This is a genomic window from Affinundibacterium nitidum, assembly GCF_014284155.1.
Taxonomy (GTDB): domain Bacteria; phylum Pseudomonadota; class Gammaproteobacteria; order Burkholderiales; family Burkholderiaceae_D; genus Undibacterium; species Undibacterium nitidum.
This window is the reverse complement of record NZ_JACOFZ010000010.1, coordinates 31,397-47,596: the sequence shown is the minus strand read 5'-3', so window position 1 is coordinate 47,596 and position 16,200 is coordinate 31,397. Positions and strand designations below refer to the sequence as shown.

The 16,200-nt window shown below is 47.5% G+C and carries 11 protein-coding genes; 4 read left to right on the top strand and 7 right to left on the bottom strand.

Features of this window, described 5'->3' with window-relative positions:
* Positions 1-6 precede the first annotated feature (6 nt).
* Entirely contained in the window at positions 7-1,515 is a 1,509-nt protein-coding gene (locus H8K36_RS17165; RefSeq protein ID WP_186917751.1) for a bifunctional serine/threonine-protein kinase/universal stress protein, read from the bottom strand.
* 5 nt (positions 1,516-1,520) lie between these two features.
* On the bottom strand, positions 1,521-2,264 hold the full coding sequence (locus H8K36_RS17160; protein ID WP_186917750.1) for a metallophosphoesterase family protein: 744 nt from the start codon (positions 2,262-2,264) through the stop codon (positions 1,521-1,523).
* A gap of 212 nt (positions 2,265-2,476) precedes the next feature.
* Between H8K36_RS17160 and H8K36_RS17155 the strand changes: the two genes are divergently transcribed.
* From H8K36_RS17155 to H8K36_RS17140, 4 genes are all read left to right on the top strand, one after another.
* Positions 2,477-3,235, top strand: coding sequence for a substrate-binding periplasmic protein (locus H8K36_RS17155; RefSeq protein WP_186917749.1), 759 nt, complete (start codon positions 2,477-2,479; stop codon positions 3,233-3,235).
* A gap of 173 nt (positions 3,236-3,408) precedes the next feature.
* Entirely contained in the window at positions 3,409-4,695 is a 1,287-nt protein-coding gene (locus H8K36_RS17150; protein ID WP_186917748.1) for an HD-GYP domain-containing protein, read from the top strand.
* Complete coding sequence (locus tag H8K36_RS17145; RefSeq protein WP_186917747.1) at positions 4,695-7,121, top strand: sensor domain-containing protein; 2,427 nt, start codon at positions 4,695-4,697, stop codon at positions 7,119-7,121. The genes H8K36_RS17150 and H8K36_RS17145 overlap by 1 nt, the downstream gene beginning before the upstream one ends.
* A gap of 170 nt (positions 7,122-7,291) precedes the next feature.
* The gene (locus tag H8K36_RS17140) at positions 7,292-8,800 is read left to right on the top strand and encodes a YdgA family protein (RefSeq protein ID WP_186917746.1); all 1,509 of its coding nucleotides are present in this window, start codon (positions 7,292-7,294) and stop codon (positions 8,798-8,800) included.
* Positions 8,801-8,931: 131 nt separating this feature from the next.
* Here H8K36_RS17140 and H8K36_RS17135 read toward each other — a convergent pair whose 3' ends face one another.
* From H8K36_RS17135 to H8K36_RS17115, 5 genes are all read right to left on the bottom strand, one after another.
* Positions 8,932-10,440, bottom strand: coding sequence for a peptide MFS transporter (locus H8K36_RS17135; RefSeq protein ID WP_186917745.1), 1,509 nt, complete (start codon positions 10,438-10,440; stop codon positions 8,932-8,934).
* A 290-nt stretch (positions 10,441-10,730) separates the two neighbouring features.
* On the bottom strand, positions 10,731-11,486 hold the full coding sequence (locus tag H8K36_RS17130) for a LytR/AlgR family response regulator transcription factor (RefSeq protein ID WP_222611259.1): 756 nt from the start codon (positions 11,484-11,486) through the stop codon (positions 10,731-10,733).
* Between the two features lie 35 nt (positions 11,487-11,521).
* Entirely contained in the window at positions 11,522-12,865 is a 1,344-nt protein-coding gene (locus tag H8K36_RS17125) for a sensor histidine kinase (RefSeq protein WP_186917744.1), read from the bottom strand.
* A 119-nt stretch (positions 12,866-12,984) separates the two neighbouring features.
* Positions 12,985-13,515 (bottom strand): response regulator, encoded by a 531-nt coding sequence (locus H8K36_RS17120; RefSeq protein ID WP_230404777.1) that lies wholly within the window; start codon positions 13,513-13,515, stop codon positions 12,985-12,987.
* A gap of 105 nt (positions 13,516-13,620) precedes the next feature.
* Entirely contained in the window at positions 13,621-16,053 is a 2,433-nt protein-coding gene (locus H8K36_RS17115; RefSeq protein ID WP_186917743.1) for an alpha/beta hydrolase family protein, read from the bottom strand.
* Between the last annotated feature and the right edge of the window lie 147 nt (positions 16,054-16,200).

The window sequence follows — 16,200 nt, the reverse complement described above, 5'->3', positions numbered from 1 at the left end:
GTGGATTTATTCACGCCTTTGTTTCACCACCGTCACTGTACATTCTGCTTCTGCCACAACTTGCGAAGAGACACTGCCTAGGTAGCGACGTAAGGTCGAGCTACCACGAGAACCAATGATGATCTGATCAACGTTGTTATTATGCGCGTACTCGATGATGGCTGCCGCTGTATCGTGCGCTTCAAGCACGTGAAAGGTGATCTTGTCGTTGCGCACCTGCAACGATCGTGCCCAGTGTTTTAATTCTACTAACTGTTTAACGTGCATATTCTGCCCGTCTTGAACCATGCCGTCGTCAAGACCAATGCGGCTGGTCTTTCGTATTGTCACACATGCCAAGCGCGCACCTGGTTCGGTTTGCAGCATACGACGTGTGATCATCCTGATTTCATCGGTCAGATCGGTATTGCTCTCGCTCAAATGCAAGGCAACCATAATGATAGGCGATTGAGATAGATGATCCGACATACTATGGCGCGCAAACGGCTCAACACCAGCCGCTTGGAAACGCCTTTTGAGCACAGACATCAAACCATCTTGGCCTTGTTTTTCTGCTCTTGCTGTCAGCGGAATTTCTTGCGGATTCTGCAGCATAAAGGCGAGCTGGCCCGCGGTATCAAAACGTGCTTTCGGGTCTACTTCCAGACAACGCAAGATCACTTCCTGCAGCCAGTTTGGAATCGCAGGATTATGCGTACGCGGTGGGATAGGATCACGATATAAACGCTTTTTCAAGCCCGATACCGAGGTTGGATGCCCATATGGGCGTTCACCTGTCGCCAAGTGATAGAGCAAGACACCCAATGAAAATTGATCACTACGCGGTTCGTTGCGTATCCCCAAAACCTGTTCTGGTGCGATATAAGGTCCCGTCCCCATAGGCAAACGAAACTCCTCCCCCAGCAAGTCCGGTAGCTTGTCGTGACGTGACAAACCATAATCGATTAAGACTGCATCACCCTCGGGACGGAACATAATATTCGAGGGTTTCAAATCTAGGTGGATCACGCTTTGACGATGTAGATCTTGCAAAGCCGTCGCTACCCGAATGCCAACATTGACCACCTCATCAATGGGCAAGGGAGAATCATCGAAGCGGCTACGCAAAGAAGTGCCACTAATATGCTCCATCACGATGAAGGGCTGGGTGTCGAAATCACCGGACCCAAAATAACGCGGAACATGTTTGCCCTTGAGCTTAGGCATAATCATTTGTTCGACTTCAAAGGCCACGATAGCAGTCGGATCATCGATGGAATACATCAACGGCACTTTCATGATCAAGGCTGGATCATGCCCTTCAGTGGAACGATAGCGCCCTAAAGTATCGGTAATGCGCCAAAGTGCCGCCATCCCGCCAACATGCATCTTTTCTTCCAACTGAAAGCCATCAACCACCATACCGACCTGCAAACGACGGGGGGTTTTGATTTTAACTTCAACAGGAATCGCTGGCGTGGCGGTGTTTGAGTCCGCATCAGGTGGGACCGGTGAAACTGAAAGCGGATCTGACATAGTCGCTAACCTCCATGAAGTAGTCGCTGAGCCAAACTTGGCGGCAAACCGGCAGCCAACACCTTCTGTGAAGCGGCCTCAGCATCATAGGGTATGCGATAAAAAGTGAGCTCTTGTTGAAGCGAATCAAAGATTGCGTAACAAGCGGCAGGATTGCCATCACGAGGTTGTCCCACAGATCCGGGCTGGACCAACCAGCGGCGTAGCTTACTCAGCGGAACACTGACATCGGGAACAGGGGTAAATTCGCCGACCTTGCCCGCTTGATTCATGTGGTAAAGACTCGGTGTGTGGACATGTCCACAAAATGTAATCGGCGCGGTTGTGGCATTCATACTACGTGCCGCTTCCATCACGCCGTCAACATATTCCCATTTTTCCGGCGCCCAAGCGTTCGCATGAACAAATAGGCATCCTTCTAATTGAAAGCTCATCGGCAAATCACGAATGAAATCACGATGGAAGTCACTTAAGTTGTTGCGAGTCCACTCCACAACATAGCGCGCCGTCGTATTCATTTCTTTGCGATCTTCTTGTAAGACGCCGATGTCATGATTTCCCATGAGCACATGGGCCCCCTTAGCAACATAAGAAATAATTGTATCGAGTACCCAAGCCGGATCTGCACCATACCCAATCAAGTCACCCAGAAATGCATACTGTTCCGCGCCATTTTCTTTAGCGTGAGCCAAGCAAGCTTCTAGTGCTTCTCGATTTGCATGCACATCAGTGAGTACGGCCAGTCGCATAGGGTAGAGCCTTTAATGATAAAACCCGAAATTTTGATTGTAAGTGAAAGCATGAGCCAACAGAAGAATTTCAGGTTCAAAGATGTCGCAATTTGTCTCCTTGTTCATGGGAGTTACTGCAGTTTGAGCGTTTTAAGCCGATAAGCAGAGTATTCTTGTCGGGCTAGCCTTGCTCACGGTTAGAATGAAGTCCTTTTAAGCCACAAAATTTAATGCGCCAGCGTTTTTTAGCCTTCATCCTTTTGATCTTGCTTTCGACCTCATGCATGGCCGCTGACGGCTTACGCGCCTGCGGTGGGGATAGTAGTTGGCCCCCGATGTCCTACGTCAGTAGTAAAGACAACTCCGTTCAGGGCTTATCGGTCGAGGTCTTAAAGGCGGCCTTGAGTCCGCAGCCCATCGTTCGCTTGCGACCTTGGGCCCGATGCTTGGCAGAAGCGGAAAATGTGCAAGGAAGCGATATCGTCATGTCGAGCTTTAAAACCGCGGAACGTGAACAAAAATTCTACTTTTCTCGCCCTTATTTCAGCCTCACGCCATCCTATTTTTTTGCAAAGAAAACCTTCGCGACGGCGCCGATCAGCGAGCTAAAAGATCTCAGCCGCTATAAAGTCTGCTCACTGCATGGCGCATCAACCGCTTACACAGGGCTTCGCAATACGGAGATCGAAAGTGGCGCCACCAATTACGTCAGCTTGATACGAAAGATCGATCGTGGTCATTGCGATATCGTGGTGGATATGGAAGAAGTGTTTTACGGCTTTGCACATTTGGGCCTCGTTCCCTTTTCCGCTAATGAATACCAAATTTTGCCTCTCCCTGGAACAGAGCGTTATCCCTTGCACTTTGCTGTCAGCAAAACTCACCCACAAGCCAAGCAAATCATTGATCAAATTGACAAGGGCATCATCCAACTGCAGAAAAATGGAAAACTCAAGCAATTGCACGAACACTTCCAAACCCAGCGCTAAGTTTTCCTGTGGGCATACGCTAAGTTCATGAATATTCGTATTTTTTCTGCAAAAAATCTAAAGTTTTTCTAAAAAGAAAGACCGTTTCTTATCAATGTGGCTTATACTAAAAGAATTGACAGGAAGAAACATTTTCTGGGCGTAGTGACCACCTCTCCTCAATTGCCAGCGCTATGACGGAAGCACAAACGCACTATCTTGAACCATCGCAACTGCGAATTGGCTTGTACATCTATCTCGATATGGGATGGATGGATCACCCTTTTCCCGTCAGCAGTTTCGAAATCCGCACGGAAGAGCAGCTGTATAAACTTCGCTCACTCGGCTTAAGCAAAATTCGCTATTCACCCGAAAAGAGTCAGGCCGAAAGCAAGCCCGTCGCGCCACCCAAACCGGTGGTGGTGGAGATTACAGAATCATCCGAAGCCAGGGCCGCGAAACAACGCAAGGCACTTTTAGCGAATCAGCAAGCGAGCCTGATGGTATGCGAACGCCAATTCGGTCAAGCCACGCAAGACTTTAAACATCTCAGCGAAATAGTTCATGCACAACCCAAGGTCGCGCAAGAAACAGCGGTCAAGTTGGTACAAGGCATGCTCGATGGCATTTTGCAAGAGGAAGAAACTGCCATACGTTTGCTCGCTGAAAAAGCTGGTGAAAAAACGGCACTACATTCAGTGAACGTCACGATCATTTCTTTATTGCTCGGCAAGGCCTTAGACCTTCCCAAAGACGACATGCTAGAGCTTGGCATCGGTGCACTATTGCACGACGTCGGCAAGATGGAATTACCAGATCGCTTACGTTGGCTCGATGACCTAAGCAATATGGCAGAGCGCCAGTTATACCAAAGCCATGTAGCGCATGGTGTCAATATGGCGCGCAAAATGCAGCTCTCGCCAAGCGCTACTTTATTGATCGCACAACACCATGAGTTTGCCGACGGTAGTGGCTATCCTAGCCAAATCTCCGGTGACAAAATGACGTCGCTCAGTCGCATTATTTCTTTGGTCAATCGGTTCGACAACCTGTGTAACCCCAGCAATGTATCGATGGCTGTCACACCGCATGAAGCCTTATCGCAACTATTCACGAAAAACAAATCGCAATCCGACACCCACACGCTGACCGCATTCATAAAGATGATGGGCATTTACCCACCAGGATCGGTGGTGCAATTAAGTGATGAGCGCTATGCGATGGTGGTATCCGTCAACTCCGCTCGTCCTATCAAGCCACGTGTGATTATTCACGATCCTCATGTGCCGATTGACGAAGCCTTAATCATTAATCTTGAGCATGAATCAGAAATTGGCATTCGCCGTAGCTTGAAACCTATACAGTTACCGAAAGCCGTTTATGACTATTTGTCTCCTCGTAAGCGTCTATGCTATTTCTTTGAGCGCGCAAGCGATATGCATGGTATCGACTCCAACCCTCAAATGGCGGCGGTACGATAATGACGCAACCTTGGGAAGCCTTGATCGAAGGCATGCTAGAAGCGGTTTTATTAGTTGAACCTGTTCAACTAACTGTGGTTGCAGCAAACCGTGCAGCACATAAATTATTAGGCGTTCCCTCACACACACTTCCTGGTCGCTCGGTCATTGATTTAGCGGCAGCACCTGAAGATATGTTCTTCTGGGAAGACGTCGCAGCAGGGCTATCCAATAATATTTATTCCGAGACTTTATTACGACGAGCAGACGGGCAAGCGATTCACGTTATGCGCAGAGTGACCTTGGCACGACTCGATGTTTCGACATCGATGTATGTTGTCGCGATTCGCGATCATACCGATCAACGTCAAGTTGAAACCGAACTCGAAAAGCTCATTTCAGAATTGCGTGCGACTCTCGAATCAACAGCAGACGGCATCTTAGTGACCGATCTTGATGGCAGCATTCGTAGTTACAACCACCTTTTCGCCAAACTCTGGGGTTTGCCGGAAGAGCTCCTCACCAGTCGCAATGATGTTGGCGTCTATGCGTGGATGGATAATTGCATGGTCGATGCTAGTCATTACAACGAAAGACTCGCAGCTATTCGTCGTTCACCCCTGATGGAAGCAAGTGATGTCTTAGTTCTGCATTCAGGAAAAGTGTTGGAACGTGTGACTCTTCCCCAATATGCGCGCGGACGACCGATAGGTCGGGTATATTCATTTCGCGATATTTCTCAAAAATTGCTCGATCAAGCACGCTTACAATTAGCGTCCAAGGTCTTTGAAGCGAGCACCGATGCGATATTTATTACCGACGAAGAACAACGCATCATCACCACTAACCCTAGCTTTGAGCGCCTTACACAATTTTCCGAAATTGATATGTTGGGCATGAGCATCAGCGACTTTTTCCTCGATCACAGCAATGCCGATATTCTCAAACGCATGCTCGATGAGCTAGCACTCGATGGTTTTTGGGAAGGTGAATTATGGAACCGTCGTAAGGATGGACATGCCTACCTTTGCATGATCTCTTTAGTGCGCGTGCAAAACGAAGAAGGACAGACGATACATACTATCGGCTTCTTTAAAGACCGTACGGAAAACTATAACGCCAAGCAAAAAATTGAAGAACTCGCTTTCACCGATGCATTGACGGGCTTACCGAATCGCATGCTGTTGGAAGAGCGGATCTCACAGTCCATCACCCACGCCAGTCGAGACCATGGGCAATTCGCCTTACTGTTTCTTGATCTCGACAATTTCAAACAGATCAATGATTCGCTTGGGCATCCATTTGGCGACCGCGTCTTAGTTGAAGTCACAGATCGCTTGAAAAAATGCTTAAGACAAGTCGACACTGCAGCACGTCTTGGTGGCGATGAGTTTGTTTTACTTTTACATCAAGCGGATGCGGGTGGCGCAGAGATTTGCGCACGGCGTGTGTTGGCAGATTTGAGCGCACCGTTCAACCTCGATGGCATCGAGTTCACCGTCACCTGCAGCATAGGTATTGCCCTGTACCCAGATGATGGTACGCAAATGCAAGATCTCATTAAAAATGCTGATAGCGCGATGTACTACGTCAAAGAACGCGGGCGCTCCGACTTCCGCTTTTATCAGCGAAAAATGAACATCGGTCTTCTCTCGCGGATGAAGATTGATCACGCCATGCGTCAAGCCTTGGAGCATCAAGAATTCCGCTTGCATTTCCAACCGCTATACTGCCTTGGTTCCCATCAGATTTTTGGCGCCGAAGCCTTGATTCGTTGGCACGACAAAGAGCTAGGAGAAATCAGCCCAGCAAAGTTTATCCCCATTGCAGAAGAAACCGGCTTAATTATTGCAATCGGAAATTGGGTCATGCAGACTGCCATTGCACAAGCAGCCGCATGGAACAAAAACGGCCGACGTATTCTGATTTCGATTAACGTCTCTGCGCTGCAATTCCAACAAGCAAATTTTGTCGAATCCTTGTCGAACGCCTTATGTGATGCGCATCTTGACCCAAGTTGCATCGAACTCGAGTTGACTGAATCGATCCTGATACGAGACGCACAAGAGACACTTAAAAAGCTAGATGCAATCGCCCGCCTTGGAGTAAAGATGGCGATTGATGACTTCGGAACGGGTTATTCAAGCTTAAGTTACTTAAAACGCTTCCCCATCAATAAACTCAAGATAGACCATTCTTTTGTGATGAATTTGCCAAAGGATGAAAGTGATGTGGCCATTGTCACCGCTATTATCAGTCTGGCGCACGCCCTAAAACTGCAGGTGATTGCAGAAGGGGTCGAAACACAAGAGCAAAAAGATTTGTTGAATTCACTAGATTGCGATCAAATTCAAGGTTACTTAATTGCGAAGGCAATGGATCCTCATGAATTTGAAGCGAGCTTTCTGAGCGGCAATGAAGAGCGCGCTCAATCGCTGGCCAGCTGAATTAGCGTCCTACCAATCGCTAGGCACTCGTCCTCGCAATTCGACCGTTGATCACATGTCTGTGGATTTCATTCCGAAATTTCGCTGCGATGCAGCACAAATGAAGCAAATCCCGTTACACTTCTGGCTACCATTTTTTACTTTTTCAAACTATTCAAAGGATCATTCCCATGAAAAAGAGTTCGATCGCTATCGCCGTCGTTGCCGCACTTGCTGTGGGCTATCCTGCATCTGCCTGGTTCACTGGGCAACGCCTTGAAGCCAAACTAAATAAAGCAGAAAAGAAAGATCCTTTGTTGTCGAACTTCAAAGTCGTCAAACAAACTTATACCCGTGGCATCTTCTCCTCAACACAAGAGCAAACCTATGAGTTGAATTTGGCGGGCGCGATGCCTGGCGTACCTTTGCCTGGCATGGCTGGCTCATTCCAAGAAGGTGCTGAAGCAGAGGCGGAGACGCCTGTCATGACACCTGAGCAGATGAATGAACTCAACAAATTGAGTAAGCCAATTCAAATTCGTGTAATCAATCACATCAAACACGGCCCAGTACCAGGCATTTTCGGTATCGCAGCTGGTAAGGTCGACACAGAATTGGTATTAGATCCGGAAGTGTTGGCAGAAATCAAAAAAGTTTTCGGCGAGAAAAAATTCCTCGAGATCACAACAATTTTGAATTACGGCGGCGGCGGCACTTTGAAATTAAGCAGTCCAGCTTTCACCACGACCACAACTGGCATGTCTCAAACCAAGATTGATTGGAAGGGTGTCAAGATGGAAGTAGGCTTCGACGAAGACTACAACAAACTCAGTGTTGAAATGACTGCACCAGGCTTAGACGGCGCAGACACCAATGGCGCAGCTAACTTCAAAATGGGTGAAATCAAGTTAAAAGGTGATGCGCAACGCGTTATTCCTGGCGGCATGATTTTTGTTGGCAAAACCAAGGCCAATATCGCGGCAATTGATTTCTCTACGAAAGCGGGCGAAGGTTTCAACGTTAAGGATGTCACGCTCGAATCTGACAGCACACACAAAAATGATCTCCTCGAAATGGGCTTGAAATTTGGCGTTGCTAATATCAAGGTCAAGGATGTGGAGTTAAATAACTTCCACTACGACTACTCTGTGAAGAATATCCATGCACCAACTTTGAATAAGTTGGCAATTGAATTTTCTGCGGTTTCTAAATCTGGCGATCCAAGCGCACAACTGATGGCTTTCCAAGGCATTTGGCAGAAATACGCGATGGAATTCTTAAAATATGATCCTAGCATCGCTCTCGATCGTTTGAGTATCAGTGGTAAAGGCGGCGAATTTAAGACTTCTGCCAAGGTAAAATTGCCAGGCGTAACCGAAGCAGACTTCGGCAACATGAACATCTTGATGAACAAAGTGGAAGCCGACATGGATGTCAGCTTGGCAGACCCATTGATCGAAGAAGTGATCAACCTGACACAAAAAGATCCAAACGCACGCAGCATGATGTTGAGTGGCGCAAAAGCGTCAATCGGTGCAATGGAAGGTCAAGGTTATATTCTGCGTAAAGACAAAACATTAAGCTCACAGATCGTTTGGAAGAACGGCAAGTTGACGATCAATGGCAAGCCTTACCCAGCCATGCCGGCCGCAGCTCCTGTGATGCCTGCAGATGAAGTACCACCACCGGTACCAGAATAAGCCTTCTTTGATTAAAGCAAAAAGGATTCTGCTGCCGTCAACGCAGCAGACAATAAAAAAGCGGCCTAGGCCGCTTTTTTATTGCTTGGGCCTACCGACTCGACGTCAGGCAAACCCAATCTAATACCAAATTACTTCACGCCATGCATCAATTTTTGCATCAATGGTGCGATCAAGAATAACACCACACCAGCGCCTAACAAGGAATAGAAGCCAAAGGTGTAACCATTGATTGCAGATGTTACGGTCATCCCTGTTGAGCCGCTTACGTGGCCTGCGAAGATACCGGAAAGGTTATTTCCAATCCCAGTGGAAAGGAACCAACCGCCCATCCCAAAACCAACCAATCGAACTGGTGCTAACTTTGTTACCATCGATAAGCCAATTGGAGATAAACACAGTTCACCTAAAGACTGAATAACATAAACTAGGATCAAAGGCCAAAAAGGGATCATAGACTTATCATCTTGCATGGTCTTCAAAGCAAATACTAAGAAACCGAAAGCAACAGCATTTCCGATCAAACCAAGACCGAATTTTCTTGGGATAGATGGATTCAATTTTCGACGTTCCAGCAAAACCCAGATTGCTGCGATCACAGGGGCGAAAAGAATAATTGCGAGTGAATTCACGCTTTGATACCACGCAATCGGCACCTCGAAACCAAACGCATCGCGGTTCACGATTTTTTCAGTCAAGAATGTGAAAGAGCTTCCTGCTTGCTCAAAGAACATCCAGAACAAAATATTAAATACAAAGATCAGCATCATCGCGATCACTTTGTCTCGCGCTATGTTGCCATTTTTCAATCCTTCTATGAACAAAATAACAGAAAGACCTATAAACAAAACACCAAGAACCCACGCCAAAATCGTACTGCTCATGGACAAGAAAAAGTACATGAGAGGCACTGCACACAGTCCTCCAATAACAACGTAAATGACTCTTGTTGGTCCCTCAGCACCTTCAATCGGAGCGCCAATTCCTTTTAGCATTTTGCGGCCAATGGCAAACCATATTAGACTCAACAGCATACCTATGCCTGCAGCGATAAATACAATCTTGTAAGCGGGAACATTGCCAACGTTAAAAACTTTACGGGCCAAATACTCTGTCAGCATCGGCGCAACCATACCACCGATATTGATCCCCATGTAAAAGATGGTAAAACCAGAGTCACGACGTGAATCTGCAGCACTATAAAGCTTTCCAACCATTGTTGAAATATTTGGTTTAAACAAACCATTGCCGACGATAATGGTCGCTAATCCAAAGTTAAACACATCATGGTTTGGAATAGAGATCATAAAGAGACCTGCCGCCATAAACACGGCGCCTACTAGAATCGAGCGTTGGTACCCGATAACTTTATCAGCAACATAGCCACCAAATAATGCTGCCGCATAAACTAAGGCCAAATAAGAGCCATAAGTAGCACTAGCATCCGCTTGACCAGAAGCATCACCACCGTAAAACTGACTGACGATATACAACACCAATGCCCAACGAATGCCGTAGAACGCAAAGCGTTCCCAGAACTCAGACATAAATAACATCCATAATGGAGCAGGATGCCCCATGATTTGCTTAAACTCTGGAATTGGGGCCTCTTGACCCGGTGTGATTGCAGCACCACTCATGCAATTTCTCCTCTTGTTAATATTTTGATTTGGCTAATACCGGTTTAAATCGCTGAAAATCGAGTTTCCCTGCACCTTAAAAACCTTGATTTTCAGGTAGGGAATTTCAATGACGGTGCATTCTAAACCAGAAAAGCAGGAGATGAGACCAATTTGTGGGTGGAAAACCTGTAGATCGATTGCGCGTTGCGGAAAAGAGGAAAATAGCCCGCCGGCATGTAGGGGAAATTTGTACTTTCTTGAAATCAACACCACCTAGTACCTTAGTCCTAAATGGTGTTGATGCATATTTACATTGGTTTAAAGCGCCAAGCGTAAGCTTGGCTCACCTTTAGAGTCTCTTTGATGCCGCGCAACTCGACACTGACCTTACCTAATTCATCGCGATGCGCCTTTGCAATGGCGTCGGCACGAACTATCGTACCGCGATGGATCTGCCAGAATAGTTCTGGGTCTAGTCCATCAATAATTTCTTTCAGCGGCTTGCGCACATGGGCCTCGTCTTCCGCTGTAACGACCCGTGTGTACTTTTCATCGGAGGTAAAGAACAGCACTTTTTCAATCGGAAACATCTTGATGGTGTCGCCGACACTAGCGCTAATCCAACGAATACGCTCCGCTACAGGAGCCCGCAAGCGCTTATCGAGCTCTTGCATTAACTGACTCAAATCTGTGGGTGCGGCCTTCGTGTTCATACGCTCTTTCAACCGCGCGATGGCATCGTTTAGACGATCTTGCACGATAGGTTTGAGCAAGTAATCGATGGCGCCAGCAGCGAAAGCTTCCAAGGCATGGTTGTCATACGCTGTCGTAAATACGACTTGGCAACGGCCCCTAGTGGCATTCGCCACATCTAAACCTGTCATACCTGGCATGCGAATATCGAGGAAGGCGAAATCTGGTTGATGTTGCTGAATCGCTTCTAAGGCATCCGCACCATGTTCGGCCTCCGCCACAATTTGTAGCTCGGGCCATGCTTGCTCCAACATACGACGCAAGTCTTTACGCGGCAAATCTTCATCATCGGCAATAATCGCTGTCAACATAGTGATTTTTTCTCGTTGAAATAGTTGATATTATCTTAGGTCATTAAGGGTAAAACGATAATCGCAGCAACACCACCCTCGGGTCTAGCTTTCAAAGTCAGACTAGCGCGAGCACCATACATTGATTCTAAACGTTCTCGAATATTAGCTAAACCTATGCCAGAACCCGAAGTCGTGCCACCAAAACCAACACCGTCATCCGCCACACAAACTTCCAATTTTTCTTCGTCATCAGCATCAAAATAACGCGCTGTAATGGTGATCTTTGCAGGTCCGATTTTTGGTTCTATGCCGTGCTTGATTGCATTCTCTACCAGTGAAATCAACATCAGTGGAGGGAACACAGCGTCTTTTACTTCAGATTCAATACTAAAACTCAAACGTGGAATACGAGCCTGCATCAAACTCAAATAGGCACGTGCTGTTTCCAACTGCTTCGCTAAGTGCCCTTGTTCAGTACCACCGTCTCCACGCATTTGCGGGATAGTCGAACGTAAGTAGTCCACTAAATGATCGACGATCGCTGTCGCACGCAGTGGTTCGGTCAATATCGCTGATCGTACACCAGCTAAGGTGTTGAAAAGAAAGTGTGGTTCAACTTGCGCCACCAATACCGACAGTTTCAACTCCGCTTCGCGACGAGCGTTTTGAGCGCGTTCTAATTCTTGCTTACGGAGAGCCTCAGCGAGGCGTTTGCGCTGTCTAAAATAGACCAAGAGATCAAAGAAACTACCCCAATAAAATCCAGCGATCGTCATTGGAAACCAAGCAAGAATCGTAACCACCATATTAAATACAGGCCCGCGTGCTTTATCGCGCTCGGCTCTTGCCGCTTTCAGAATCTTCTCATTCTCTTGAAGAATGCGCTTACGTTCTTCCTCTTTCAAGCTGACAGCATCTTTAGCAACACTACCGTCAGCATTTGCTTTTTCGGAAACCTGAGTAGTTGGGTCACTACGAATGAATTCGGTGGCAAGACCATGGGCACCAACACCGATTGCCATACTCAACAACAAGCCCGCGACCAACGAAGACGTGATCAACATTCCTTCTTTGCGTTCACCATAATTTTTTTGGCGCACCCATACTGCCATACCCTGACCTATCGTGAATAAGCCCGTGCCGAATAAAAAGAAAGGAATCGTCCAACGGAAGAACTCGGCGATGCTATCTTGCGTCATGAAAGTAACGATAGCGATCAATACCAATAGGGCGCCGAGGGTCCCACCAAAAGCAATGGTGCGATGGCGATACCACGTCCGTGAAAACACTGGAAAATTGCGATAACGATTGAGCCAAGTATCGCTTTGGATTGAAACTTCCGACGGCAAAGCCTGTTCAGAAATCGTGGATTCGATTGGGTGAGTGTGAGAACTCATGGCAACTCCTTCATAACATGACGACACTGTACCAAGAACCATGTCAATGATGGAAGCATGCGACCAAATTCAGGGATTGCTGACGAAACAGGGAAAACGGGGGATAAAAACGCAGTGACTTACTCAGAAGGACTTGGGTTCGCGTCTGGTACAGCGTCTTCTGAGATAGTGGGGCTAGCTAGACTGTCAGCTTCGTTAGGTTCGACGGCTTTTTGCTTAGCGCGACTTTGGGTGGCGATACGGAGAATGGTATTGCGAATCGACATCAGCACAGCAACAGCGTTGAATGGTTTAACGATAAAACCAACCACACCACGACTTTGCGCTGCTTGTATAGTCTCGGCATCAATCTTTGCTGACACCAGAAAAATCAATGCTTTCGGTAACTGCGTGCGCAAGCTTTCTAGCAAAGCCAAACCCGCTTGGTCAGGTTCGCCAATATCGACACAGACAATCTGCGGCTGTAACTTAACCATCCTTGCAATATTGGTCGCACTATTATTTCCATCCCCAACAACCTCATGGCCGCCATTAGTCAATACGGTTGCCAATAAATTACGAGCGACCGCTTGATTATCCAGAATATAGGCTCTGAGCATGAGAATGAAGGTAAGTTGGATCAAAACAGCACAATGCTGTCTGACCATCATAAAGTAAAAATATTGTCTTGTGCCAACATAATCAGCGTATTTAACATCGGTTTTGCTTGGCTTGGTCGCTTCTACAACACTTTATAGAGAAATTTGAGACACCCTTTATTTACCCGATACGGGTTTAGCGTTCTTCACATAACGACTCATCCATTGATCTTGTTCCCACAGCATGTGCAAAATCGATTCGCGTGCTCGATAGATATGACTTTCGTTCGGCAGCATCACCAAACGCGTGGGTGTTCCCAAACCCGCTAGGGCTTGATACATGCGTTCGCTTTGCAAAGGGAAAGTCCCTGGATTATTGTCATCTTCCCCATGGATTAGGAGTAAAGGCTCATCAATTTCATCGGCAAAATGAAACGGTGACATATCCAAGTAAGTTTCTTTAGCGCGCCAGTAGGTACGGTCTTCCGATTGAAAGCCAAACGGCGTTAAGGTTCTGTTATAGGCGCCAGAACGAGCAATCCCTGCACGGAACAAATTCGTGTGGGCCAACAAATTTGCGGCCATAAAAGCGCCGTAGCTATGACCACCGATGGCAATTCGCGAACGGTCAGCCACGCCAAGCTTCACCACTTCATCCACTGCAGCCTCGGCATCCATCTTTAGCTGTTCAATAAAGGTATCATTGGGCTCGCGTCGTCCTTCGCCGATAATCGGCATGGTGGGGCCGTCTAAGACGGTGTAGCCACGCGCCAGCATCACCATCGGACCTTGGACATTGATACGATTAAATCGATAAGGTGAACCGCTGACCTGACTCGCCGCTTCGGCAGATTTAAACTCTCGAGGGTAAGCCCATATCAACATCGGACGCGGACCATCACGCTTAGGATCGTAGCCTGGTGGTAAATACAATGTCGCACTCAATTCAACACCATCATCGCGTTGATAACGCAAAGTCCTCTTCTGAACGCCTCGCATTTGCGGTGTGGGATGAGGAAACGCGGTCAACGCGGTAGCTTGCACTGAAGCGGCGGCCGTCAAGTTCCGGATAAACAGGTTGGGGCGCTCTTCCAAAGACTCACGGCTCGTAATAATTTGCGTGCCATTGTCATCAAGAATACCTAAAACTTCTTCATAGTATGGTGCTTTCGAACGCCACAGGCGTGTACTTTTTTCAGTCGCAAGATGGAATTTGTCGAGGAAAGGGCGATCACCTTCAGGGCTGGCGCCTGTTCCCGTCAAAAACATGAACTGGCCATCGGGAGTCGTGCGAATGACGGAGCGCCCAAATTGATTCAAACTCATTACCGGTACGCCTGGATTCGTATATTGGTCTTCGGTTTTACGAATGAAGAACAACTCCGGTTTAATCAATGGTGCACCCGGATGAATACGCCATGTTCGAGTATCACGCGTCTTTGCCCAGGTTTCTGTGACCAACGCCAAGTTGTCATTACCCCATTGCACCGAGCTGAAACGCCAAGGCAATTCAATCAATTTCTGTGGAGCGACATTAAATGGCGAGGCTTGCTGCATCATGACATCGTGCACTTTCGAATGCACTTCAGGATCGCCCCCCTCTTGCGCTTCCAACCAAAACAAAGTGGCGGGTTCGTCATTACGCCAAGCGAAACCGCGTGGGCCCGCTTGCACGGCGTCGACACCATTTGGAATTCGTTCTCGTAATGCTTGCTCTGCGATGGTTTTAACTTTTTTACCTTGCGTAGTCCACACTTCAATCGACTGTGCGAAACGCTCGATCGGCACTTGATACGAATACGGACGGCGTAATTGTGTGGTAAGCACTAATTTGCCGTCAGGTGAGGCGAGGGCGCGGCTTAACACCATGTGAGGACCGAAACGACGTACGCTGCCATTGACATTGACCACCGCTAGCTGCGTTTGTAATTGCCAATCAAACATGTCAGCGTCGCGCGATGTTTTCAACAAATCTTGATAGGTACGGTTTTGACTTAATTTCCCGCCACGTGATTCTTGTGTGGCAGGGCCATCGGGTACACTCAAATTGAATGGCATCGCCTTTTGTGAACGCGGCAAGAGTCGCACTAACAATTCTTCCGAACCGTTAAGCCAAGAAAATCCCGCACCGGTTGTCGCATTGAGGCGCTCGGCGATCAAACGTCTAGCCTGTGCCTCTTCGACATCCAACAACCACAACTCAACACCGTTTCTACCCCATACAGAGAAGGCAACCCAATCTTCATCCTCTGACCAAACGGTATCGGCAATTTTAACTTTCGGTGGCAGCCCCTGCACCTTACGCATTTTGCCAGTGCTTAAGTCTAATAAGCTCAAGCCGTCGCTAAAGTTAACACGACTGGCAGCGCGCATCTTTGGGTTTAAACGCAAACCCGCTAAACGCAGTTCAGGTTGCGAAACTTCGGCGATACTCGGTAGATTCGGCAGGCTTATCAGTAAGGCGGTCTTGTTTTGTGGGCCCAACTTAAATTCGGGTCCCCGCGGTGCATCGACTAAAGCCTGCAACTCAGGAGGCGGAAGTTGATATTTACCTTCGATTGCTTGAACTGATGCACTGAATAAACAAGTGACAGCAACTACTGCTGTCATTGCTATCTTTACGCACACTGAGATTTGCCTATTAGCTGATGTTTGACACATTGTATGATCACTCGCCGGACAAGGACTTCTTATTGGTCAAACCCGACCGCAAAGATCCCGTCATATGAGATAGAAAGACGCGATTGTACGCCAAGG